Origin of the sequence: Anaerostipes sp. CAG:276 (assembly GCF_000432215.1) — a bacterium.
Lineage (GTDB): Bacteria > Bacillota > Clostridia > Lachnospirales > Lachnospiraceae > Anaerostipes > Anaerostipes caccae.
On the sequence record NZ_FR889171.1, the window covers coordinates 21,959 to 41,765 of the forward strand.

Here is a 19,807-nt window from a genome sequence, read left to right on the forward strand (position 1 = left end):
GGAGGAATGATTGTGAACAGCAAAATGAAAACAGCCGTATTTACGGATATAAAGCAAGTGGGACTTGAAGAGTATGATAGGCCTTCGGCATCAGGAAATAAAGTCTTGATCAAAGTGGACGCGGCGGCAATCTGCACATGGGAGCAGAGAGTTTATACAGGAGTCAATAAAGTTGAATTTCCTTTTATAGGAGGACATGAAATAGCAGGACACATCGAAGAGATGGGGAATGAAGTAAATAAAAATGAGTGGAGTGTTGGAGATAAAGTAGTAGTGGGAGTCACACTTCCGTGCCGTAATTGTTTTTACTGTAAGAGCGGTAATGAACAAAGCTGTGAACATTTTGACCACAGTGCACATCTCCCGGGCCTTCCGTACAGAGGAATGGGCGGGTTCAGTGAATATCTTTTGGTTTCTCCAGACTGCATGTTTAAGTACAGCGGCGTTTCCCCGGAAGAAGCGTGTATCATTGAGCCGGTATCCTGTGTGGTGCACAGTGTAGAGACTGCCCAGGTAAGCCTGGGAGACACAGTTCTGGTTATCGGCTGCGGTATTATGGGGCTGCTGCACACAGCTGTCTGTACAAAAAGGGGAGCCAAGGTCATTGTATCTGATGTAAATGAAGAAAGACTCGAGATGGCAGGATCCCTTGGAGCAAAAGCCGTGATTAATCCGGCAAAAGAAAATTTGGAACAGAAGGTGAAAGAACTGACCGGCGGCATCAAAGCACAGGTGATCTTTGACACGACACCGATACCGGCAGTGGTAGAAGATACATTTAAGTGTGTGAGCAATGCAGGAAAAATCGTACTTTACAGCTCGATCCATCCGGCAGAACCGGTTCCGTTTGACCCTAACTGGGTGCATGGAAAATCTGTGCAGATCCTCGGCACAGCAAATTCTAACGACAGGGATTTTATGAGGGCATCTCAGATGGTATCCTCAGGTGTTATTGACCTGAAGCCATTTATCAGCGGGGTATATCCGGCAGAAAACATAAAAGACGCTTTGGAATCAGCGATAAAAGGGGATAAATTCCGAAATATTATCACATTTTAAGAACATACGGTAACACCTGATAGTTTTTCTCCACAGAAAAACAGATGTTAAAAAGGAGACAGCGATTGCCCTCGCTGTCTCCTGGTTTTTGAAATAAGATAAATATGTATGAAAGGAAAACACCATCGCTGTAAGTTGCTTGAGCTAGCAAGAACCCTTAGTCATTATCCGGCATACCATAGCGGTTCGTTCCTTCTGTACCTTTTCTTATAAACAGAATAAGGAAGTAAACAGCTGCGATCAAAGTGATAATTCCCAATACCATGGTTAGAAGACCGAATCCACCGGCAGCAGTACTGTCTGTGTTCAGCAGCAAAGAGGCTGTCGTCATAGTAATGCTCGCCATGGTTAAAATTAATGGGACATACATGAGTATGATCCACCATCCGGGGCGGTCTATATCGTGAAGACGACGTACACACATCGCAATACCGGGAATTAAAATGATCAGAGACCACAATGTCTGAAGAGCAGAGATATCCAGCATCCCGGCTATGAATCCAACCAAAAATGTAGCGATAAACTGTGCTAACACCGCCCACCAGTAGTTTCCGCGGGATGTTCTTCCTTTAAAATCAAAATAACGTTTCCAGAATGCTTTATAAGCGTTAATCATAAAAATCCTCCTTTTCTTTTGTGTAACAAATGATGATAATTCCCTTTTCAGAAATATTATAGATATAAATCATTAGGAATTCAAGATCTAATGGTGCCTGCGGTATTCCAGAGGACTGACTCCATAATATTTTTTAAACATTTTAGAAAAATTTCCGCTGTACCTATATCCTGTCTTTTTTGCAATATCACTCACGGAAAGGTCTGTGGAGGAGAGAAGACTGGCGCCCATGGCCATTCGCAGGCTGGTGGTGTATTCTCCGATGCCCATGTGATACTGTTTTGCAAAACCGGCCTTCAGTTTCTGCTGATTTAAAAAGACCATCCTGCTTAATTTTTCAATAGTAGGTGGATGAACTGCCTGTTCGGTCAGGATATCGTGGGCTTTCTGAATAGACTGAATGTCAGAGGCAGTAAGACGGCAAGTCCGGCCTGCACCAATCTGTATCGTCCCATAATCTATTTGATGTGCAAATACATTGTCTTTTGGCTTCTTGATTTCTTCTGATAAAAGCGCAGTACATTCCAGAATTTTGCTCTCTAAATACAAGGGCGTCAGACGGCCGGAAGCAGACAGGCTGTTCAGCTGATGAATGACGGAAATGACTGGAAGAGGCAGGTAATGATACGTATGATTCATCTTAAAATCTTCCATACACAGCGCTTCGGGAAAGGATTCAGAGATAACCTGGCTAAGGTAGGCTTCGTGGAGCGTGATCTCTGTCCCGTGAAAATGCTGTCCTCTGTGCCAGATCTGCTTTCCCTTCAAGTTCTTTTCAGCAACAAAAAAAGATGAAGGAGTAAAGGAGGAAACCTGCTGATTTTTAAGCTGGAACTTTGTGCGGCCTTCATACACAATTCCGAATCTGATCATAGCTTCAGGGTTGTCGAACCGGATCTGAAAATCCTTTGGGACTGTATAATCTGCGATTCCCAGCTCATAATAACCAGGACGGGAATAAAACAGAAAATAACCATTTTCGGGAGCGGACAGATCTCGGAACAATGTACAGTGGCCCCTGTCAGAAGGCTGAAAATGGAGCTGTCTGAGCACTTCCTCCCGGAAAGCTTTACTGGATGTAACTATCATAGAATAGGCTCCTTTCATTATTTATCATACATGGTGCAGAATTTATGCAAAGGGATGAACAAATTCTGTTTTATTGAAAAGCGTCATGGGCTCAGGTACAATACGTTGCGAGGTTGTTAGACAAAACTAACTAAAGGTAGTATACAGGAAGAAAGGACAGAAGTACAATGGGAATTCAAAAATCAAAAATGATCACGGTCATATTTATTCTGGCCATTATGACAGCGCTGCTGGCCGGATGCTCAGGGAAGAATGAGAAACAGGCTGAAAAGAAGGAAAAGACAGTTACGGTAACAGACGCAAAGGGGAAGGTGGAAATACCTGCTGATCCTAAAAGGATCGTTGACATCAGCGGCAACAGCGACATCCTCTCTATTCTCGGCTATTCCGTGATCGGAACTGCCAATTCAGATGCCTATGATTATACAAAGTATCCCGCTTATCTGGAAAAGACATTAAAGAATGCTGAGATCCTTGGCTACAGTATGCAGGATAAAATGGATGTTGAAAAAATTCTGGCATTGAAACCTGATCTGATTATTATTTCCTCTGTTCAGGAAAAGATGTATCAACAGTTATCGAAAGCTGCGCCAACGGTCATGCTGAAACTTGCTCAGACAGACTGGAAAGAAGACGTGAAAGCAGTCGCAAAAATCATGCACAAAGAAGATGCGGCAAAGAAATGGCTTGATCAGTATGAGAAAAAAGCAGCGGAAAAAGGGAGAGAAATTAAAAAGGTTATGGGAGACGACAAAACCTATCTTTCCATCCTTGCCAGCGGAGGACAGATCTTTGTCTATGACAAAGCCGGAATCGGAAGTATTCTGTATGATGATATGGGGCTTAAAAGACCGAAAGGACTGCCGAAGCAAAAGGATATCAGTCTCCCGGTTGTATCTTATGAAGGCCTGGCTTCTATTGAGGCAGACTATATCCTTGCGGTAGGCACGAAGGATGACATGGCTGCTTTAAAGAAAAATTCAGTATGGAAACAGCTTCCTGCCGTAAAACAGGGGCACGTGGCGGAACTGCCGGCCAGCCCATACTTTAATCAGGGATACAGTTCTATTGGACGGCTCGCATTCCTGGATGAAATGAATGGCCTGATGGAGAAAATGAATGACTAAGAAGACTGCTGTTTTTCTCACAGTCTTCACGGTTCTCCTGTTTACGGGGATGTTTCTGGCTGTTTCTCTGGGAGCGAAAAAGCTGCCGTTTGATACGGTCGTCTCAGCTCTTACAGAGGGAGGAGCCTCACTGGATGTTAAGCTGATCAGAGAAGTGAGGCTTCCAAGGACGATTGCAGCGGCACTCACTGGAGGGATGCTGGCACTTTCCGGGGCCGTCATGCAGGGAGTGATCAGGAATCCGCTGGCAGAGCCATCGATCATGGGAATGACACAGGGGGCCTCACTGGCCGTAGCCGCGGCAAGCGTTCTGCCCGCGGTCTCCGGTCTTTTCAGCATAACGGTATCTGCGCTCCTCGGGGCTTTTCTCGGGGGCATCCTGGTGCTGGGGTTCTGTGTCAGAACGGCGAATCTAAGCATTTCAAGGCTTCTGCTGGCGGGGACCGCACTGGGGACTTTTTTTCTTTCTCTGTCGTCTCTGATCGGCATCCTGGGAAACCGTTCCCAGGAGCTGGCCTTTTGGGTTTCCGGAGGATTCAGGGCGATTTCATGGGGGCACGTGGGTATGCTGATTCCGGCAGGAATCATGGCTTTGATCCTGTCTTTGTCGCTGGCGGGGAGCATAAATATTTTAAGCCTGGGAGACGAGGCGGCCACAGGACTTGGCGTCCGGCCGGCCAGGATCAGGCTGATTTCCATACTTTTGCTGATACCGGTCTGTGCGGTCTGTGTGGCGGGCGCAGGCAATATTGCGTTTGTGGGGCTGATCATCCCGCACATGACAAGAAAGCTGGCGGACAATGATTACAGGAAGCTTTTGCCGCTTTGCTTTCTGGGAGGAAGTGTCCTGATGGTGTGGGCAGACCTTGCCGCGAGACTGGTGAACCAGCCGTATGAAACGCCGGTGGGTCTGATCACTTCTGTCCTAGGAGTACCGGTCTTTCTGTGGATGATCCGAAAGGAGAAAAACCAATGAGAAAAAGAAGACGGACGGCGTTCATTCTGCTCGTCCTTTTGCTGGCCGCTGTTTTTGTCGGGGCACTGATGTATGGAAGCTATTCGATGACCGCAGGGGAAGTTTTAAAGACGCTTCTCGGGAAGGGAGATGGGATGCAGAAGATTGCTGTCTTTGATCTGAGGCTCCCGAGGGCAGTGACGGCAGTGCTTGTCGGCGCGGCGCTGGCTGTGTCCGGCTGTATTTTACAGAGTATCACAAAAAATGAACTGGCAGAACCGGGTATTATCGGCATTAATGCGGGGGCCGCCCTGGCGGTGGTCCTTTTGATTTCTGTACAGAGTGCCAGCTATTATACGGCATTGGGTCTGGGAACTGTTCTGCTGATGCCGCTGGCGGCAGCGGCAGGGGCTTTTGCAAGCTTTCTCTGTATTTATGCTCTTGCCGGAGAAAAGGGAAGGTTAAAGCCCGCAAGGCTGATCTTAGCCGGAATCGGCGTAAATACGGGCATTACTGCTCTGATCACGCTATATCAGCTGAATATGTCCAAAGGAGACTATAATCAGGCCCTGTCATGGATCGGAGGAAGTCTCTGGGGCAGCAGCTGGACCTACGCAGCCATAACAGCACCGGCCATCACAGTGCTGATCGGGATCGTGTTTTATAAAAACAGAACACTGGATGTCATGGATCTGGGAGATGAACTGGCCGCAGGGCTGGGAGTGCGCGTAAACCGGGAGAGGAAGATTTTCCTCGTGCTTGCAGTCTGTCTGGCCGCCTGTGCCACATCGGTGGCCGGAAATATTGCATTTGCGGGCCTTATAGGTCCTCATCTGGCAAAACGTCTTGCAGGACCTGTACACAGGCGGCAGATACCGGCTGCCGCCTGTCTGAGCGGCATTTTAGTGCTCGGCGCGGATACACTCGCAAGGAACCTGTTTTCGCCTCTGGAAATACCCGCAGGCATTATGATCTCGCTGATCGGGGTACCCTATTTCCTGTATTTGCTGATGAAAGAAAGGTAAGGATAGAAAATGAAAGAACAAACAATTCAGCTTCGGGATATCACCGCTGCATATGAAAACACGGTTGTGATTCCAAAACTGAACCTGAATATCCCGGGAGGAAAGATTACCATTGTAGTGGGGGCAAACGGATGCGGAAAATCCACTATGATCAAAACAGCGGCGGGGATACTCAGGCCAAAGAGGGGAGAGATCCTGATCAACGGTGCAAAGCTTAGGGAGATGGCGCCAAAAGAAACGGCAAAGCAGATGGCTGTACTGCCCCAAAGCCCGCATGTACCGGAGGGACTGCTGGTAAAAGAGCTGGTGGCCTACGGAAGGTTTCCCTATCAGAAGCCCATGGGCGGACTTTCTGAACATGATCATCAGGTTATACGCTGGGCCATGGATGCCACAGGAATTTGTGAATTCCAGGACAGGCCGGCAGAATCTTTGTCCGGCGGCCAGCGTCAGAGGGCGTTTATCGCTATGGCACTTGCACAGGAGACCGGGATCCTTGTGCTGGATGAACCGACTACTTATCTTGATATGTCTCATCAGCTGGAGATTTTAACGCTTTTGAAGGAGCTGAACCGTAAAAACGATACAACGATCGTGATGGTAATTCATGAGATCAACCATGCGTCCAGATTTGCAGACCATATCATTGGGATGAAAGATGGGCGTGCGGTATTTGAAGGGGCTCCGGCGGATGTCATCACAGAGGAGCATTTAAAGACTCTCTATGGAATCCGTGCAAAGCTGCGCATGAGTGAGGACGGAACTTACCCTGTCTGTACGGAGTACGACTTAGAATGAGCACACAGCGGATAAAAAAGAACTTTGCGATCATTGCAGCGGGACAGCTGATCTCACTGCTTGGAAGCGCGGTGCAGAGGTTCGGCATGTCCCTTTATCTTTTGGACCTTACAGGAAGTCCCGAACTATTTGCCGCAGTTCTTGCAGTGTCCATGCTGCCGTATGTACTGCTTGCACCTGCCGCCGGTAAAATAACAGATTCGTTTTCAAAAAAGAAAGTTATGATCGGTTGTGACATTTTCAGCGGAGTCGTGATCACATGTTATGCGGCTGTTTTATTTTCCGGAAATGACCGGTCGGTTATCATTACAGTGATCATGATTCTTCTATCCTGCGCGAGCACTGTATATGGTCCCGCGGTTACGGCTTCTGTTCCTCTGGCGGTGCCGGACAGGCAGCTTTACAGGGCTAATGGGATCATTCAGCAGATCGGTTCAGCCGCAAATTTCGCAGGGCCTGTCGCAGCCGGGATGATTTACGGACTCCTGGGCATCCGCTGGATTGTTATTTTAAACGGCATCAGCTTCTTTGTATCGGCACTGATGGAAGGTTTTCTGCATTTGCCGGAAGAAACAGGAAACACCGGAAAGAAGGTGTCACTGGCAGGCAGTGTAAGAGAAATGTACGAAGGTTTTTTATATTTAAAGAAGTCAAGGCTCGTGGTATTAAAGATGATCATCTCCTACGGTCTGTCAAATCTTTTTATTGTTCCGGTTTTTTCTGTGGCGGCGCCTCATTATATAAAAAATGTCCTTGGAATGTCCTCGGAAGTTTACGGCACCGCAGAAGGGATCATTGTCCTGGGAATGATCACGGGAGGCATGCTGATCAGCGCTTATCCGGGATTTTTTTCAATGGGCGGAATCCACAGGATACTTTATCTGATGCCGGCAGCTTTTCTTTTCATGTGCCTTTCAGGTATCCTTTCAGAGGCAGCTTTCCTGAACCTAATGGCTTTTACGGCGGGGGGATTTCTTGTTATGCTTTCCCTTGGACTCTCTAATGTCATATCACTGACTTATATGCAGCAGGCGGTTCCCGGAATTATGCTTGGAAAGACCAGTGCATTTTCTACGGCAGCAGCCACGGCAGCGATCCCTCCCGGACAATTTTTGTTTGGACAGATCTTAGAGGCCGGAGTCTCAGTGCCGGTATTGTTTCTTTTTGTATCTGCTGCGAGCCTGGGGACAGCTTTCTTTGTGAAAGCTGCAGTGAGAAGTTATTTCAAAAAAGTTTGAAAAAGTTCTTGCATTTTAGATTTAGTTTTGCTATACTATCACTTGTCTGAAAGATGCGGGTGTAGTTCAATGGTAGAACTCCAGCCTTCCAAGCTGATCACGTGGGTTCGATTCCCATCACCCGCTTTTATATTATTATGAAAACTGTCTGTTTTTACAGGCAGTTTTTTTGTTTTTCAGAACATATTCATTTACTTTATGAAACTTTGTGTTATAATTAAATCGTAAGTAGTAAGTAATAAGTAGTAAGTATACGGGAAAGGGGCTGTTACTTATGAGGGATTATGGATTGCCGCAAAAGGCTGCATTGGCAGGTTTGGACACACTGGAGGCGAATCACTATACGCAGGCAAAGAGCGCTGTGCTCCGGGGGATTGCTGCCCTCACGGCTTTGGAGCCTTTGCTGGCTGAGATACAAAGCGGAGAACCGATTGTCTTTAAGGAAGGTTTAACGAAACTCATACAACAGGTTAAAAAACTTGGGAAAAAAGAATTAAAAGAGATAGAGAAGGAAACAGTTTTAACTTTAAAACAGGAAGGGGCATTGGAAGAAGTTCCGGCGCTGATTGCCTGTGATATGAACTATGAGACTGCCGGGGTGAAGATTACGGAGTATCGGACCAGCCAGACAGAGTACAGAAAAGTAGTGGAAAGTATACGAGCCGAGATTTTGGAGGAAGGGGAACCGTCTTTAGAGAGTGTCTGTCTGCTGTGGATGTTCCGGGAATCCTGTCTGATGTCTGAGGTGTTTTCCTCTTCAGAGCAGATATTGGTGAAACAAAAGATTGGAGATATCTCATCCCAAAATGATTGCTTCAGAAGGCTGTTTGAAGCAGAATTTCACAGTGTGTTAAGTAATTTCAGCACAAGCTTTTTAAAGGCAAAAAAGAATCTGTTTCAAAATCCGTACCTTGAGGGAGTCAATCTCATGTTCCCATTTTTAGAGAGAAGAAGCGCGATCTTTATTGATTTTGTGGTTCTCGGTACTACGGTAGCAGACAGAAGAAAAGAAGTGCTTTGTTATTTATCCGAACGGGGACATTATGCGGAGGAAGTTAAAAACGGACGGGAGACACTGCTGCGCATTGACAACAGCTATTACCGCATCTTCCCTATGACAAAAGCAGCCTATCATATTCCGATCCAGGGCGCCAGCCTGGTTCCGGTGTATTATTAGGTGATTGCATGTCCAGGCAGAGGAGTATGGAAAAGATCCTTTCATCCGAGTATGTGACAGTTGGGGAATTAGTCCGTTTGACCGGCTGCCGTTACAGCACATTAAAATATTACACGGAGGAGGAGATCCTTCCATTTGAACAGGAAGAAGAAAATTTAACCCGAAGATACAAGCGGGAGGAAAGTATAGAGAGAATTTCTCTGATCCAGGAGCTTAAAAAACAGGGAAACTCAATCGCACAAATTAAAGAAATATTGTCATGAGAAGGCCTTTTGGGCCTTCTCTCTTTGGTTTTAGAAAAATAACCAACAGTTAATTTTATGAATCATAAAAGAAAGAATCTTTCAATTGTCGGAAGAAAAGAGGGCTGATACAATTTAAACAGGAAGGGAGGCGGCATCTATGAAAATAAATGAAATGATACGTGAATTGAGGATAAAAAAAGGTTTTACACAAGAACAGCTGGCATCTTTACTGGGGGTCTCTGCGCCTGCGGTCAACAAGTGGGAGAAGGCCGCGTCTTATCCGGACATTACGCTGCTGCCTGCGCTGGCCCGTGTATTAGATACGGATTTAAACACACTGCTTTCTTTTAAAAATGAGCCAACACGTGAGGAGATCGGGGATTTTTTAAATAAACTGGCTGTGGATGCTGCTGAAAATGGGGCAGAACATGCATTTAGAATGGGAATGGATAAGGTGCACGAATATCCTTCCTGTCATTTATTGGTCCTGAATATTGCCGTAACGCTGAAAGGGATTTTGGGTATGTATGCCAAAGAAGAACATCCCGCATTTAAGGGCGAAATTGAAAAACTATACGAACGGGCAGCGAAGAGCACGGATGAGCAGATTAGAGACAGAGCTAATTCCCTGCTGATCCTTAAATACATTGACAGAAAGGAATATGAAAAGGCGGAAGAACTTCTTAAGCAGCTGCCGGAAGAAGCCGGGTCTATGATGGATAAAAGGCAGATGCAGGTGAGGCTGTATATGAAACAAAAGCAGTGGAAGGAAGCGGCAAACATACTGGAGAGGAAGCTTATGACGAAATTAAATGAGATCCAGTCTGCTTTGCTGGATTCTATGATTATAGCACTTGAAGAAGGCCGGGATACTGATGCGGAAGAGATTGCGGAAATATCAAGGCAGACAGCCGGATTATTTGGCTTATGGAGATTTGGTTCTTACTCGGCGTCGCTTCAGCTTGCGCTTGCCAGACAAGATACCGGTCGTTGTGTGGAAATATTAAAAGAGATGATCCCGGCAGTCCTTGAGCCATGGGAATTAGACAGGTCTCCTTTGTACAGGCACATGACGGATAAGAAAAGCAGTGAAAATTTTGGTGAGACGATACTTCCAAAGCTGTTAAGTGAGTTCCTTGATCCTGGCAATAAGGAGTTTGGATTTCTTCAGAGAAATCCGGAATTTCAGAGTCTCATGAAGGAGTGGAAGTCAAAAACAATATCATAAAAGAAAAAACATTCAAACTGTTAGGACGCAGTTTGAATGTTTTTTTGTATCTTAGCTGTAAAGTCCAAAGCTTAGAAGGTATGCAACCAGCACAGCGGCCGGTCCGGTCACAAGCCTTGTAAAGAGCATGGCAGGAACACCAGCACTTACGGTCTCATCCTCTGCTTCGGCAAGAGTCAGTGCGACAGGCACGAAATCACATCCAACCTGAGAGTTGATGGCAAAAAGTGCGGGAAGGGAATAGGCAATCGGGATTGTTCCCTTTCCGATTTCCACACCGAGAAGAACACCGACGACCTGTGCGATGACTGCGCCAGGTCCTAAGACCGGTGACAGGAATGGGATTGCACAAAATACGGATAATCCCAGAAGTCCGGGGAGGCTTCCTGCAAGAGGTTTGATGGTATTGGCAAGAAGATCTCCGATTCCGGTATAGTTGATGATCCCCACCATGATGCTGACAAAGATCATGAATGGGAGGATATTTTTCAGAACGATATCCAGGGTATCCCGGCCGGCCTGATAAAATACGTTGACGATACTTCCGATTCCCCGGCCCATGCCTGTAATGAAGCTAAAGAACTTATTGCCTTCCGGACCGCTCGGCTCTGGGGCCTGAGGCACAGGAATTTCAGAAGCCGGTTTTTCAGCCTCTTCATTCTCCAAAGACACTGCTTCCCCGTTCAGAGAAATACAATCCAGTGTACAGCCTGAGACAAAATTGTCTTCTTTTATGTATTTGCTCAAAGGGCCTGAGGGAGAAATAGGGTGAATGTCGATGGTCTTGACTCCCATTTTCGGATAAACACCGCATCGCAGAGTTCCTCCGCAGTCTACAACTGCAATAATGATCGTGTCGGGTTCTACTTTATTATTAAAGGCATCTACGACTGGAACTCCAAGGAGATCTGCTATTTTCTCAGCTAACGGATGGATCGATCCCCCGGTGACAGAAGCGACAACTTTTCTTGTTTCAGTTTCACAGACCGTCAGCGGTCCGCCCCATCCGCTGGAGCCTTTTGTGATGGTTACGGCTGGTTTCATTTTGCAGCACCTCCTCTATTCTTCGCCATGATTTTTTTGGTAAGGAATTCTGTGGCATTTCCCCTGATAAAGATAACGATGACACCGGCCAGCAGATAACGGATAGCCAGAGGTATCGTGGAATAACCGAGTTTTGTGACACCGGCGGCGATACCGGTCCAGACAAACAGCTCTCCCGCATTTCCGTGAGGAAACAGTCCGGTGATCGGATGGGCGAAGGAGAAGCAGGCGTCGATGAAGGCGGGCTTCTGGTCTTCTTCCACAAACCGTCCCATGGTATAGCACATAGGGTTGGTCAGGAAAAACAGAGAAATCACAGGCAGCAGAGTGTAGCGGAGCAGGCGGAAACGGGTCAGTTTCTTAGAGAAATTCATGACCCGGTCTTCTCCTACCAGTGTAATGATGGCGTTGATACACGTGAGCAGAATCAGCAGGTTCGGAAGGATTCCGGTGATCAGGCCCATTAGGTTTTCACCTCCGGCAGACACGATGCCGGTAAATCCTTCGGCTAGTTTTACAAATACATTCATAAGTTCATCCTCCTTAACATGGACAGACAGCAGTTTTTCGTTTTCCGGCAATTTGTTCCAAGGCTGATGCAAAGGCGGCCTTTTCATTCTTCCGTTTCATGAAAGTTCCGGCGGTATTCACAGAGCAGCCAATGTAATCATTCTTTTGAACGAATTTGGAAAATACGGTGCGGCCTTTCATCTCGTAGTAATCAACAATCTCATCCGAATCATTGACCACAACGATCACGATCACGCCCGGCCGGAAGGTAAGACCGGATTTGGCAGAGCCAATGGCCAAAATATACGGGGTGTGGCGGTAACTCCTTTTCAGATCTTCCATAGACTGATACATGCGTTTGATCTGGAACCAGCCAAGGGCTGCCTGAGCTGCCATGGTTACCATTAAAAATCCAAGAACATAAGTAAGCATAAAGCGGTTTGCACCTCCTTGATATGAGAAAAATCAGTAAGTGGTTTCACGTGAACTCTTAACATATGCTGATACTATCCCGGGCACAAAGGGAAGTCAATTATTCTCAATGTTTTGGAACATAATTTACGATTGTATTGAAATGAATACATAAAATTGTACGGTTCTGTAACAAATGTTCCAAGTCTTCACTTTTGATTGACGAAGAGCAGATAAGGTCCTTATGATGGGGGTGAATTTAAGGATAAACCTGAAACTTAAGAAAGAGGTGCAAACTATGCAAACACGAGCAATCAGACTTTACGGAAAAGATGATTTAAGGCTGGATACTTTTGAACTGCCGCCGCTGAAAGAAGACGAAATACTGGTAAAGATTATTTCCGACAGCGTGTGTATGTCTACTTATAAGCTGGCAAAACAGGGGGTCTCCCATAAACGGGCCAGGCCGGATCTCTCTGAACACCCGTCGGTCATCGGCCATGAGATGTCGGGAGTGATCATAGAGGTGGGAGAGAAATGGAAAGGGGAGTACAGAAACGGACAGAAATTTACGGTCCTGCCTGCCGTGACTCAGGATGGCCGGCTGAAAACAGCAGGTTACTATTATGAAACCTATGGGGGAGACTGTACATACTGTATTCTACCAGCAGAGGTGATGGAACACGGATGCCTGATACCGTTTGAGGGAGATTCTTTCTTTGAGGCTTCCCTGTCTGAGCCCACAGCCTGCATTATCGCAGGGTACCGCAGGATGTACCACACATCGGAGGAAGACCACGAACACAGGATGGGAGTAAAACCGGGAGGGAGCCTTGTGATCTTCGGCGCCTGCGGACCGATGGGCCTGGAATGTATCGACTATGCCCTTCAGCTGGAAAACGGCCCTTCAAAGATCGTCGCTGTGGACGTATCGGAGGAAAGACTTTTCAGGGCGAAAAAAATGTTTGATTTGGCATCGGGAAACCAGAAAGAACTTGTATTTTTAAACGCAGGGAAATATGCAGATGTAGTTCAAAAGTTAAGAGAAATCAATGGAGGCAAAGGTTATGATGATGTCTTCGTATATGCTCCTATTGAATCATTGATCGAACAGGCGGACCAGGTGCTTGGAAAAGACGGCTGTATGAATTTCTTCGCGGGCCCTGTGGATCAGCAGCTGTCCGCGAGGATCAACATGTACAATGTGCATTATTTATATACCCATCTGGTCGGTTTTACCGGCAGTACAAATGAGGACCTGCACGATGCCCTCAAGCTGATGGAACAAAAAAAAATCCGTCCCACAGTCATGGTGACACATATCGGCGGACTTGAGAGTGCTATTGAGACGACCCTTCACGTACCTGAAATTCCGGGAGGCAAGAAGATGATCTATACACAGATCGATCTGCCATTGACTGCCATTGAAGACTTTGCAGAACTGGGTAAGACAAACCCGTTGTTTAAAAGGCTTGAAGAATCCTGTGCAGCACATAACGGATGCTGGAATGCGGAGGCGGAAAAGCTGCTGCTGGATGCATATCAAGTGGATCTGACGAGATAGGAGGTTTGAAATCTGCTATAATCGATTAGGAAGAGGGAATACATCTTTTGTGGGAGGGAGAACGATGGCAGATGAAGAGGAAGTCAGGATGCTCGCTGAGATCACACGGCTTTATTATGAGGAGGAATGGACACAGCAGAGGATTGCAAAGAAGTTTAATATGAGCCGGTCGCTGGTCTCTAAACTGCTTTCAAAGGCTAGGAAGATCGGGATCGTTGAGATCATCATTCATGATGAAGAGTTTCATCCGTACAGGAAACTGGAGGAGGAGCTGAAGAAGCGTTTTCAGATCAAAGAAGCCGTATGCGTCAGCGTGGAAAACAGTGAAATTCCGGTAAAAACAGTGGGAGCGGCAGCAGCAAAATATCTGGCAAGAAAGCTGTCTTCCGTGAAATATGTGGCAATGACCGCGGGAAATACTACACGCCAGATCGCTGAAAATTTTTCTTCCGGCGTGCCGTTTGACCATGTGACTTTTGTGCCCATGTCCGGCGGTCTGGGAGAAGAACGGTGGGAGATCCAGGCCAATGTAGTTTGTGAGAGGATGGCAAAAAACAGTGGGGGAAACAGCCTCCAGCTGCATGCGCCGATTGTTCTGGATTCTCATGAGGCAAAAGAAATACTTTTGAAACAGCATTTTATTAAAAGTGTCATGGAAAAAGCAAGGAATGCGGATCTGGCCATAGTAGGACTTGGCAGTTCGCCGCAGTATTTCGAGCTGACAGAGTCCTATCTCCATGGGATTAACCGGGAAAAAAATGATATCAGCAGGCAGCTGATCGGGGATATTTCTTATAATTATTTTGATAGAGATGGGAAAATGATCGACTGTAAATGGAACAGACAGCTCATGTCTTTAAATATTGATGAGATAAAAAGAATACCCGAAGTGATTGCCGTAACAGAAGGAACCGAGAAAGTGACAAGTATATATTCAGCGCTGAAACATAAGATTGTGGACGGGCTGATTACCGATGTGCAGACAGGCAGGGAATTAGTTGAGATGGATAACAGGAGGCTTATGGGAAAGGACTAACACCCTTTCCCATAGCAGTTCCAGTATGAATTGATGGTGTCTAATACTGCAGATAACTTTGGTCAGTTCAAACTCTTCAGTAAAGTATCCAGCATTCGGTTACAGGAGGCGGTAACATATTTAATCTGAGAATGGCTTAAATTGTCAAAATGAACACCGCATTGAACACAGACTGGCTCTTTGAAATGATTCCATAAGACTTTGGCCCAGTGTGTGCTGATGTGGGCATCTTTGTGTCCCGGCAGCTGGATTGTTTCAATAGTTCCATTATACCCGACAAAGCTTACGGAGCCAATATGAGAATGGCTTCCTCCTGCAATCGTTACCTGAATGCCTTCATCCAAACGGGCTGCATTGACACGGAGTTCATGACCAAATAGCTCAGTTTTTAAGGAGATTTGTTCCTGCATTTTATCATCCTTCCCAGCGCCGAAACTCATTAAATTCTATTTCAAACTGATCTAAAATTTTCCCGACGATATGCCTTGTCATTTCTTCAACAGACTGTGGACGATTGTAGTAGCTTAAAACAGGCGGCAGAATGACAGCACCTGCCTGAGAAACCTCATACATATTTCTGAGGTGGATATTACTTAGAGGGCATTCTCTGGTGACGAGAACAAGTTTCCTGCGTTCTTTTAAGGTTACATCTGCAGCCCGCAGCAGCAGATTGTCGCTGTATCCGCTGTGAATGCCTGCCAGAGTCTTCATACTGCACGGTACCACAGCCATGCCGTCCATGGGAAAGCTTCCGCTGGCAGGAGCCGCGCCGATATTATGGCTGTCATAGACGGCATCTGCGAGACTTTGAATTTCATTTATCGGATTGTCTGTTTCCAGAGAAAGAGTTTTTACGGCACTGTCTGTACAGATGAGATGGACTTCTGTTTGGGAAACTTTTAAAGCACGCAGTAATTCCACAGCAATCGGCATGCCGGATGCTCCGCTGATTCCCACTAATAATCGTTTCTGTTTCATGTGTTATACCTCGTGTTCACTGCAGCCTTTTAACCATGGTTCCGGGTTTAAATCTAAAAACTGTGCGCGTCTGAAGCGGTGCTTTAAGTGAAAAGGAACCGTACAGTCGAAAATGGTCTTGCAGGCGATGCCGTGATCGTGGATACTTGCTGAAAAATCAGGGTCGTTGGAAGGATCCAGCGGATGGCAGCGGACACCGGGAATTGTGATAATATCGGTATCTCCCTGAAAACGTGTATTCATTGCCCACAGCACGTCATTCATATCAAAGCAGTCAACATCTTCATCCACAAGGAAAATGTGTTTCAGCTCACTGAATGCAGAAAATGCTAGAAGAGCCGCCTGTCTCTGACGCCCTTCATCACTGTGTGCTTTTTTACAGAACTGCAGTACAGCCATATATTTACCGCCTCCGGCTGAAGCACAGTATACATTCTGCAGACGGCCCGGCATTGCTTTTTCGATCATGCCGATGATACTTGCCTCTGTGGGGATTCCCGCCATAGACACATGTTCTTCGCTGGGACCGATGCATGTCTGCAAAATAGGGTTTTTACGGTGAGTGACAGCCTTAACTTTGATCAGCCGGCACTGATCACTGGCCGGGCCGGTATATCCCGGAAATTCAGGCATTGCATACCCTGTATGGCTGTTCTGGTCTTCCTGAACCCGGATGCCGGGAATCACTTCCCCTTCAATTACATACTCTGCATTTGCTATGGCACGTTCATTCACGGTAAGGCATTGGCACAATTCCACCGGTTCGCCGCGGAGAGCTCCGGCAATAGACAGTTCATCGTATCCCAGAGGTGTGGTCGGAGGTTCGGAACAGGAACCGATCTCAATGGCAGGATCGACGCCGATGCTTATGGAGATCGGAAGTTTTTGTCCCAGTTCTTCTGCCCGTTCTGCCATGGCACCGATATGCCGGGCTCCGGGTGTAAAGAAAATGGAAAGTTCGTCCTTTCCCTGGATGCAGAGGCGATGAATGGTCACATCGCTTTGGCCTGTGTCAGGATGTGAGGCATAGCACATACCAAGAGTAATATAAGGCCCGGCATCTTCGGGTGTGTTGGTAGGTGCCGGAACGAGTTTTCTTAGGTCAAAATCAGCGGACCCAGCCTTGTGAACCACTTCCTGACATTTCCCTTTTCCATTGATGCTAACAGGCTGAATGGGATTTTCAGCGCATTCAGACAGTTTCCAGCCAAGCTGTTCAGGCGGGCAGTCTAACAGAGCCGCTGCCCGTTTCCGGCTTGCCAAAAGGCCGATGAGAGCTTTTGCATCAGGATGTCCTTTTATTTTGTGAAACAGCATAGCAGGTCCTTCCTTCGTGGGCCGAATGACGGTTCCTCCGGCGCCTACATGACGGTAGATGCCGGAGAGCTCTGCCATAGGTTCTGCGGGCACATGGGTTTCCAGCAGTTGTCCCGGCATTTCTTTCAGTCGTTCAATAGCACTTCGCAAATCGGTAACTTTAACAGACATAGAACTTTCTCCTTCTTTTAATTCGATGAATTTTATGTGAAATGAGGTACTTTTGGGACTATCTTAGCAAGGTGAGGGTAGTGAATCAATTCGATTTGCAGTATAATTGATTCCAAAACAGAATGAATAGGAGGAGGCTATGACGTTTGAACAACTGAATGATGTGATTGCCGTAGTAGAGAATGAAACCTTTTTAGAAGCGGCAGAATGCAGAAACATTTCCCAATCCACACTGTCCAAAAAGATTATGAAGCTGGAGAGAGAACTGGATATTACATTGTTTGACCGCAGCAGAAGAAAGGCTTCACTCACTGAGGCAGGATCTGTATTTTATCAGGAAGCACTTCGTCTCACCGAATGTTATGCGGGGATGCTTTCTAAGCTAGAACCTTATCGAAAGAACAAGAAGCAGAAACTTTGCATCGGGACACTGCCAATCTTAACACAATATGACCTGACAGCCAGATTAAAAAGTTTTACGGAGACATACCCGCAGATTGACTTTTCTTTTGAAGAGGCAGAAGAGGCTGAACTTTTGGTAGGCCTGCGCCAAAAAAAATATGATTATATTATTGCACGGGAAAATTTGTTTTCAAAATTAGGGTGTGTATCCTACCCATTTACAGAGGATGAACTTGTGGCAATCCTGCCTGAAAACCACAGACTTGCAGGGGGTCCTTTTGTCAGGCTTTCGGATCTTGCCGGAGAGCGGTTTATTTTCATGAACTCTTATACATCTGTATATCAGCTCTGTATCCAGCTGCTGAACGAGGCAGGAATTATGCCGGAAATTATACGGACCGGAAGAGTGGAATCGATCATCAGCGGAGTGGCGGTGGGGGAAGGAGTGAGTCTCCTTGCAAAAAGCAATTTCCGTATATTTCAGGCAGACAAGGTGAAAGTACTTCCGCTGGATCCGCCGCAGACGATATCAGTAGTCCTCGCAAAACTTGCAGGTACCACAGAGACAGAGGCTATGAGGAATTTTGCTGAGTATATATGCGAAAATTAATGATTTCATTTTTCTAAAAACAATAGAGAGATTCTCTATAAATAAAATTTTACATAGAAAGGTTCTGAAGCGGTCATCCTAAAGTATAGAAATATAACCGATGGAAGGAGCAGCCGGATGAACTGCCGATCAGAATGGAACCAGATAAATTATAAAAACAATGTGCAGATGAGGATTGCAGCGCACTGTGCACAGGTGCTTGCGGGAGTAAAGCCTTCAAATTCGGTTACTCTGGGCAGAGAAGACACAACGGTTTTTATTCAGGCGTTAACAGGCACTGGTATACAAAGAAGACTCATATATGACGGAGTAAAAAGGTGTGTCTGGCTGCTTTACAGGGAAAATGAACTTGAACATTATCTGATGATAAGAGAACATCAGGAGTTTATGAAAAGCTGCGGATATAATTCCGTTCGGCTGAGTGATACTTTCTCAGTTCTGTGTAAAAATTTCCGGCAGTATAAGAATGGAGAAAGGGGTTTTCCCCATGAACTTGGGTTGATTCTTGGATACCCTCTGTGCGATGTGGAAGGATTCATCCGGCATCAGGGACGCGGCTGTCTGTTTTCAGGCTACTGGAAGGTTTATGGAAATGCAGAAGATACCAGGAAATTATTTGAAGTATACGATCTTGTAAAGTATCAGATCATGAAGCAGGTACAGAACAATAAGACTCTGGCACAGATCACTGCATCCTACCCAAATTACGGTATTCTCAAAAGCAGCAGGAACATCTGCTGTCCCTGCTGCTTTAATGTGACAGGCAATTAAAGAATCACCACGGTCACACCTATATCTCCTTCGCCGAACTCCCCGTCCCGGTAGCCGGAAATCCGTTTTTGTTTTTTTAAAGTCTTCAAATAATTGTGTACGCCTTTTCTCAAAGCACCGGTTCCTTTGCCGTGAATCACAGTGATCTGTCCTAGGTTTGCCAGACACGCATCATCAATGAACTTATCCAGATGGGAGACGGCTTCATCCACGGTCATACCAAGGACGTTGATTTCGGGACGGATACTGGAAGACTTATTGATGGCAGTCCGTCCGCTGTTTCTGGCCTCATTTCTTGCATTTTCCCGTTTTACCTGCTTCACACTCTTGGTGATCTCCAGGTCTTTGACATTGATCTTGGAACGCATCATGCCCATTTGTACATACAGGTCTCCCTTAGAGTTGGGAAGTGTCTGGACCGTGCCGCTTAGGGAAA

Annotated in this window: 22 protein-coding genes and 1 tRNA gene; 14 read left to right on the forward strand and 9 right to left on the reverse strand. The window is 46.3% G+C overall.

Annotated elements, in window-relative coordinates:
- The first annotated feature begins 6 nt into the window (after positions 1-6).
- Positions 7-1,059 carry a zinc-dependent alcohol dehydrogenase gene (locus QVP35_RS00975; protein WP_009291039.1) on the forward strand — a complete coding sequence of 351 codons (1,053 nt, stop codon included), beginning with the start codon at positions 7-9 and terminating at the stop codon, positions 1,057-1,059.
- A gap of 157 nt (positions 1,060-1,216) precedes the next feature.
- Here QVP35_RS00975 and QVP35_RS00980 read toward each other — a convergent pair whose 3' ends face one another.
- Together QVP35_RS00980 and QVP35_RS00985 are read right to left on the reverse strand one after the other, a co-directional pair.
- Positions 1,217-1,675 carry a DUF805 domain-containing protein gene (locus QVP35_RS00980; RefSeq protein ID WP_009291040.1) on the reverse strand — a complete coding sequence of 153 codons (459 nt, stop codon included), beginning with the start codon at positions 1,673-1,675 and terminating at the stop codon, positions 1,217-1,219.
- Positions 1,676-1,762: 87 nt separating this feature from the next.
- A complete protein-coding gene (locus tag QVP35_RS00985; protein ID WP_009291041.1) occupies positions 1,763-2,764 on the reverse strand; it encodes a helix-turn-helix transcriptional regulator in 1,002 nt (333 codons plus the stop codon).
- A 167-nt stretch (positions 2,765-2,931) separates the two neighbouring features.
- Here QVP35_RS00985 and QVP35_RS00990 point away from each other — a divergent pair, with 167 nt between their 5' ends.
- The 9 genes from QVP35_RS00990 to QVP35_RS01030 all read left to right on the forward strand — a co-directional run bounded on the left by QVP35_RS00990 (position 2,932) and on the right by QVP35_RS01030 (position 10,557).
- Positions 2,932-3,891 carry an ABC transporter substrate-binding protein gene (locus QVP35_RS00990; RefSeq protein ID WP_009291042.1) on the forward strand — a complete coding sequence of 320 codons (960 nt, stop codon included), beginning with the start codon at positions 2,932-2,934 and terminating at the stop codon, positions 3,889-3,891.
- A complete protein-coding gene (locus QVP35_RS00995; RefSeq protein WP_009291043.1) occupies positions 3,884-4,867 on the forward strand; it encodes a FecCD family ABC transporter permease in 984 nt (327 codons plus the stop codon). Before QVP35_RS00990 ends, QVP35_RS00995 begins: the two co-directional genes overlap by 8 nt.
- Positions 4,864-5,871 carry a FecCD family ABC transporter permease gene (locus tag QVP35_RS01000; protein WP_009291044.1) on the forward strand — a complete coding sequence of 336 codons (1,008 nt, stop codon included), beginning with the start codon at positions 4,864-4,866 and terminating at the stop codon, positions 5,869-5,871. The genes QVP35_RS00995 and QVP35_RS01000 overlap by 4 nt, the downstream gene beginning before the upstream one ends.
- Before the next feature lie 9 nt (positions 5,872-5,880).
- A complete protein-coding gene (locus tag QVP35_RS01005) occupies positions 5,881-6,669 on the forward strand; it encodes an ABC transporter ATP-binding protein (protein WP_009291045.1) in 789 nt (262 codons plus the stop codon).
- On the forward strand, positions 6,666-7,907 hold the full coding sequence (locus QVP35_RS01010; protein WP_022260693.1) for an MFS transporter: 1,242 nt from the start codon (positions 6,666-6,668) through the stop codon (positions 7,905-7,907). The genes QVP35_RS01005 and QVP35_RS01010 overlap by 4 nt, the downstream gene beginning before the upstream one ends.
- A 55-nt stretch (positions 7,908-7,962) precedes the next feature.
- Positions 7,963-8,033, forward strand: a tRNA-Gly gene (locus tag QVP35_RS01015).
- A gap of 148 nt (positions 8,034-8,181) precedes the next feature.
- Complete coding sequence (locus QVP35_RS01020) at positions 8,182-9,084, forward strand: hypothetical protein (RefSeq protein ID WP_009291048.1); 903 nt, start codon at positions 8,182-8,184, stop codon at positions 9,082-9,084.
- A 26-nt stretch (positions 9,085-9,110) separates the two neighbouring features.
- Entirely contained in the window at positions 9,111-9,347 is a 237-nt protein-coding gene (locus QVP35_RS01025; RefSeq protein ID WP_009291049.1) for a helix-turn-helix domain-containing protein, read from the forward strand.
- 139 nt (positions 9,348-9,486) lie between these two features.
- Positions 9,487-10,557, forward strand: a complete 1,071-nt coding sequence (locus QVP35_RS01030; RefSeq protein ID WP_009291050.1) for a helix-turn-helix domain-containing protein — start codon at positions 9,487-9,489, stop codon at positions 10,555-10,557.
- A gap of 51 nt (positions 10,558-10,608) precedes the next feature.
- Here QVP35_RS01030 and srlE read toward each other — a convergent pair whose 3' ends face one another.
- The 3 genes from srlE to QVP35_RS01045 are packed head-to-tail and all read right to left on the reverse strand — an operon-like array spanning position 10,609 to position 12,543.
- Complete coding sequence (srlE, locus tag QVP35_RS01035) at positions 10,609-11,601, reverse strand: PTS glucitol/sorbitol transporter subunit IIB (protein ID WP_009291051.1); 993 nt, start codon at positions 11,599-11,601, stop codon at positions 10,609-10,611.
- Positions 11,598-12,131, reverse strand: a complete 534-nt coding sequence (gene srlA, locus QVP35_RS01040) for a PTS glucitol/sorbitol transporter subunit IIC (RefSeq protein ID WP_009291052.1) — start codon at positions 12,129-12,131, stop codon at positions 11,598-11,600. Before srlA ends, srlE begins: the two co-directional genes overlap by 4 nt.
- Positions 12,132-12,144: 13 nt before the next feature.
- Positions 12,145-12,543, reverse strand: coding sequence for a transcriptional regulator GutM (locus QVP35_RS01045; RefSeq protein ID WP_009291053.1), 399 nt, complete (start codon positions 12,541-12,543; stop codon positions 12,145-12,147).
- A 277-nt stretch (positions 12,544-12,820) separates the two neighbouring features.
- Between QVP35_RS01045 and QVP35_RS01050 the strand changes: the two genes are divergently transcribed.
- The gene (locus QVP35_RS01050) at positions 12,821-14,086 is read left to right on the forward strand and encodes a zinc-binding dehydrogenase (protein ID WP_022260695.1); all 1,266 of its coding nucleotides are present in this window, start codon (positions 12,821-12,823) and stop codon (positions 14,084-14,086) included.
- A 64-nt stretch (positions 14,087-14,150) separates the two neighbouring features.
- Complete coding sequence (locus QVP35_RS01055; protein WP_022260696.1) at positions 14,151-15,122, forward strand: sugar-binding transcriptional regulator; 972 nt, start codon at positions 14,151-14,153, stop codon at positions 15,120-15,122.
- Between the two features lie 62 nt (positions 15,123-15,184).
- Here the strand turns inward: QVP35_RS01055 and QVP35_RS01060 are convergent, their stop codons facing one another.
- Genes QVP35_RS01060 through QVP35_RS01070 form a run of 3 tightly spaced genes read right to left on the reverse strand, consistent with a single transcriptional unit; the run spans position 15,185 to position 17,588 of the window.
- On the reverse strand, positions 15,185-15,532 hold the full coding sequence (locus QVP35_RS01060; RefSeq protein ID WP_009291057.1) for a hypothetical protein: 348 nt from the start codon (positions 15,530-15,532) through the stop codon (positions 15,185-15,187).
- Positions 15,533-15,536: 4 nt separating this feature from the next.
- On the reverse strand, positions 15,537-16,100 hold the full coding sequence (locus tag QVP35_RS01065) for a UbiX family flavin prenyltransferase (RefSeq protein ID WP_009291058.1): 564 nt from the start codon (positions 16,098-16,100) through the stop codon (positions 15,537-15,539).
- 3 nt (positions 16,101-16,103) lie between these two features.
- The gene (locus QVP35_RS01070) at positions 16,104-17,588 is read right to left on the reverse strand and encodes a UbiD family decarboxylase (protein WP_022260697.1); all 1,485 of its coding nucleotides are present in this window, start codon (positions 17,586-17,588) and stop codon (positions 16,104-16,106) included.
- A 139-nt stretch (positions 17,589-17,727) separates the two neighbouring features.
- Between QVP35_RS01070 and QVP35_RS01075 the strand changes: the two genes are divergently transcribed.
- Positions 17,728-18,600 carry a LysR family transcriptional regulator gene (locus QVP35_RS01075; protein ID WP_009291060.1) on the forward strand — a complete coding sequence of 291 codons (873 nt, stop codon included), beginning with the start codon at positions 17,728-17,730 and terminating at the stop codon, positions 18,598-18,600.
- Positions 18,601-18,717: 117 nt separating this feature from the next.
- Complete coding sequence (locus QVP35_RS01080; protein ID WP_009291061.1) at positions 18,718-19,371, forward strand: DUF3793 family protein; 654 nt, start codon at positions 18,718-18,720, stop codon at positions 19,369-19,371.
- Here QVP35_RS01080 and QVP35_RS01085 read toward each other — a convergent pair.
- A partial coding sequence (locus QVP35_RS01085; RefSeq protein ID WP_288187714.1) for a Smr/MutS family protein occupies positions 19,368-19,807 on the reverse strand: 440 nt, incomplete at its 5' end. The genes QVP35_RS01080 and QVP35_RS01085 overlap by 4 nt on opposite strands.

Bases quoted from the DNA above. Each gene is read 5' to 3' on its own strand.
- QVP35_RS00985 (WP_009291041.1), bottom strand. From the start codon at position 2,764: ATGATAGTTACATCCAGTAAAGCTTTCCGGGAGGAAGTGCTCAGACAG.
- QVP35_RS01005 (WP_009291045.1), top strand. From the start codon at position 5,881: ATGAAAGAACAAACAATTCAGCTTCGGGATATCACCGCTGCATATGAA.
- srlA (WP_009291052.1), bottom strand. From the start codon at position 12,131: ATGAATGTATTTGTAAAACTAGCCGAAGGATTTACCGGCATCGTGTCT.
- QVP35_RS01020 (WP_009291048.1), top strand. From the start codon at position 8,182: ATGAGGGATTATGGATTGCCGCAAAAGGCTGCATTGGCAGGTTTGGAC.
- QVP35_RS01045 (WP_009291053.1), bottom strand. From the start codon at position 12,543: ATGCTTACTTATGTTCTTGGATTTTTAATGGTAACCATGGCAGCTCAG.
- QVP35_RS00995 (WP_009291043.1), top strand. From the start codon at position 3,884: ATGACTAAGAAGACTGCTGTTTTTCTCACAGTCTTCACGGTTCTCCTG.
- QVP35_RS00980 (WP_009291040.1), bottom strand. From the start codon at position 1,675: ATGATTAACGCTTATAAAGCATTCTGGAAACGTTATTTTGATTTTAAA.
- QVP35_RS01025 (WP_009291049.1), top strand. From the start codon at position 9,111: ATGGAAAAGATCCTTTCATCCGAGTATGTGACAGTTGGGGAATTAGTC.
- QVP35_RS01030 (WP_009291050.1), top strand. From the start codon at position 9,487: ATGAAAATAAATGAAATGATACGTGAATTGAGGATAAAAAAAGGTTTT.
- QVP35_RS01075 (WP_009291060.1), top strand. From the start codon at position 17,728: ATGACGTTTGAACAACTGAATGATGTGATTGCCGTAGTAGAGAATGAA.
- QVP35_RS01065 (WP_009291058.1), bottom strand. From the start codon at position 16,100: ATGAAACAGAAACGATTATTAGTGGGAATCAGCGGAGCATCCGGCATG.
- srlE (WP_009291051.1), bottom strand. From the start codon at position 11,601: ATGAAACCAGCCGTAACCATCACAAAAGGCTCCAGCGGATGGGGCGGA.
- QVP35_RS01050 (WP_022260695.1), top strand. From the start codon at position 12,821: ATGCAAACACGAGCAATCAGACTTTACGGAAAAGATGATTTAAGGCTG.
- QVP35_RS01070 (WP_022260697.1), bottom strand. From the start codon at position 17,588: ATGTCTGTTAAAGTTACCGATTTGCGAAGTGCTATTGAACGACTGAAA.
- QVP35_RS00990 (WP_009291042.1), top strand. From the start codon at position 2,932: ATGGGAATTCAAAAATCAAAAATGATCACGGTCATATTTATTCTGGCC.
- QVP35_RS01010 (WP_022260693.1), top strand. From the start codon at position 6,666: ATGAGCACACAGCGGATAAAAAAGAACTTTGCGATCATTGCAGCGGGA.
- QVP35_RS01060 (WP_009291057.1), bottom strand. From the start codon at position 15,532: ATGCAGGAACAAATCTCCTTAAAAACTGAGCTATTTGGTCATGAACTC.
- QVP35_RS00975 (WP_009291039.1), top strand. From the start codon at position 7: ATGATTGTGAACAGCAAAATGAAAACAGCCGTATTTACGGATATAAAG.
- QVP35_RS01080 (WP_009291061.1), top strand. From the start codon at position 18,718: ATGAACTGCCGATCAGAATGGAACCAGATAAATTATAAAAACAATGTG.
- QVP35_RS01000 (WP_009291044.1), top strand. From the start codon at position 4,864: ATGAGAAAAAGAAGACGGACGGCGTTCATTCTGCTCGTCCTTTTGCTG.
- QVP35_RS01055 (WP_022260696.1), top strand. From the start codon at position 14,151: ATGGCAGATGAAGAGGAAGTCAGGATGCTCGCTGAGATCACACGGCTT.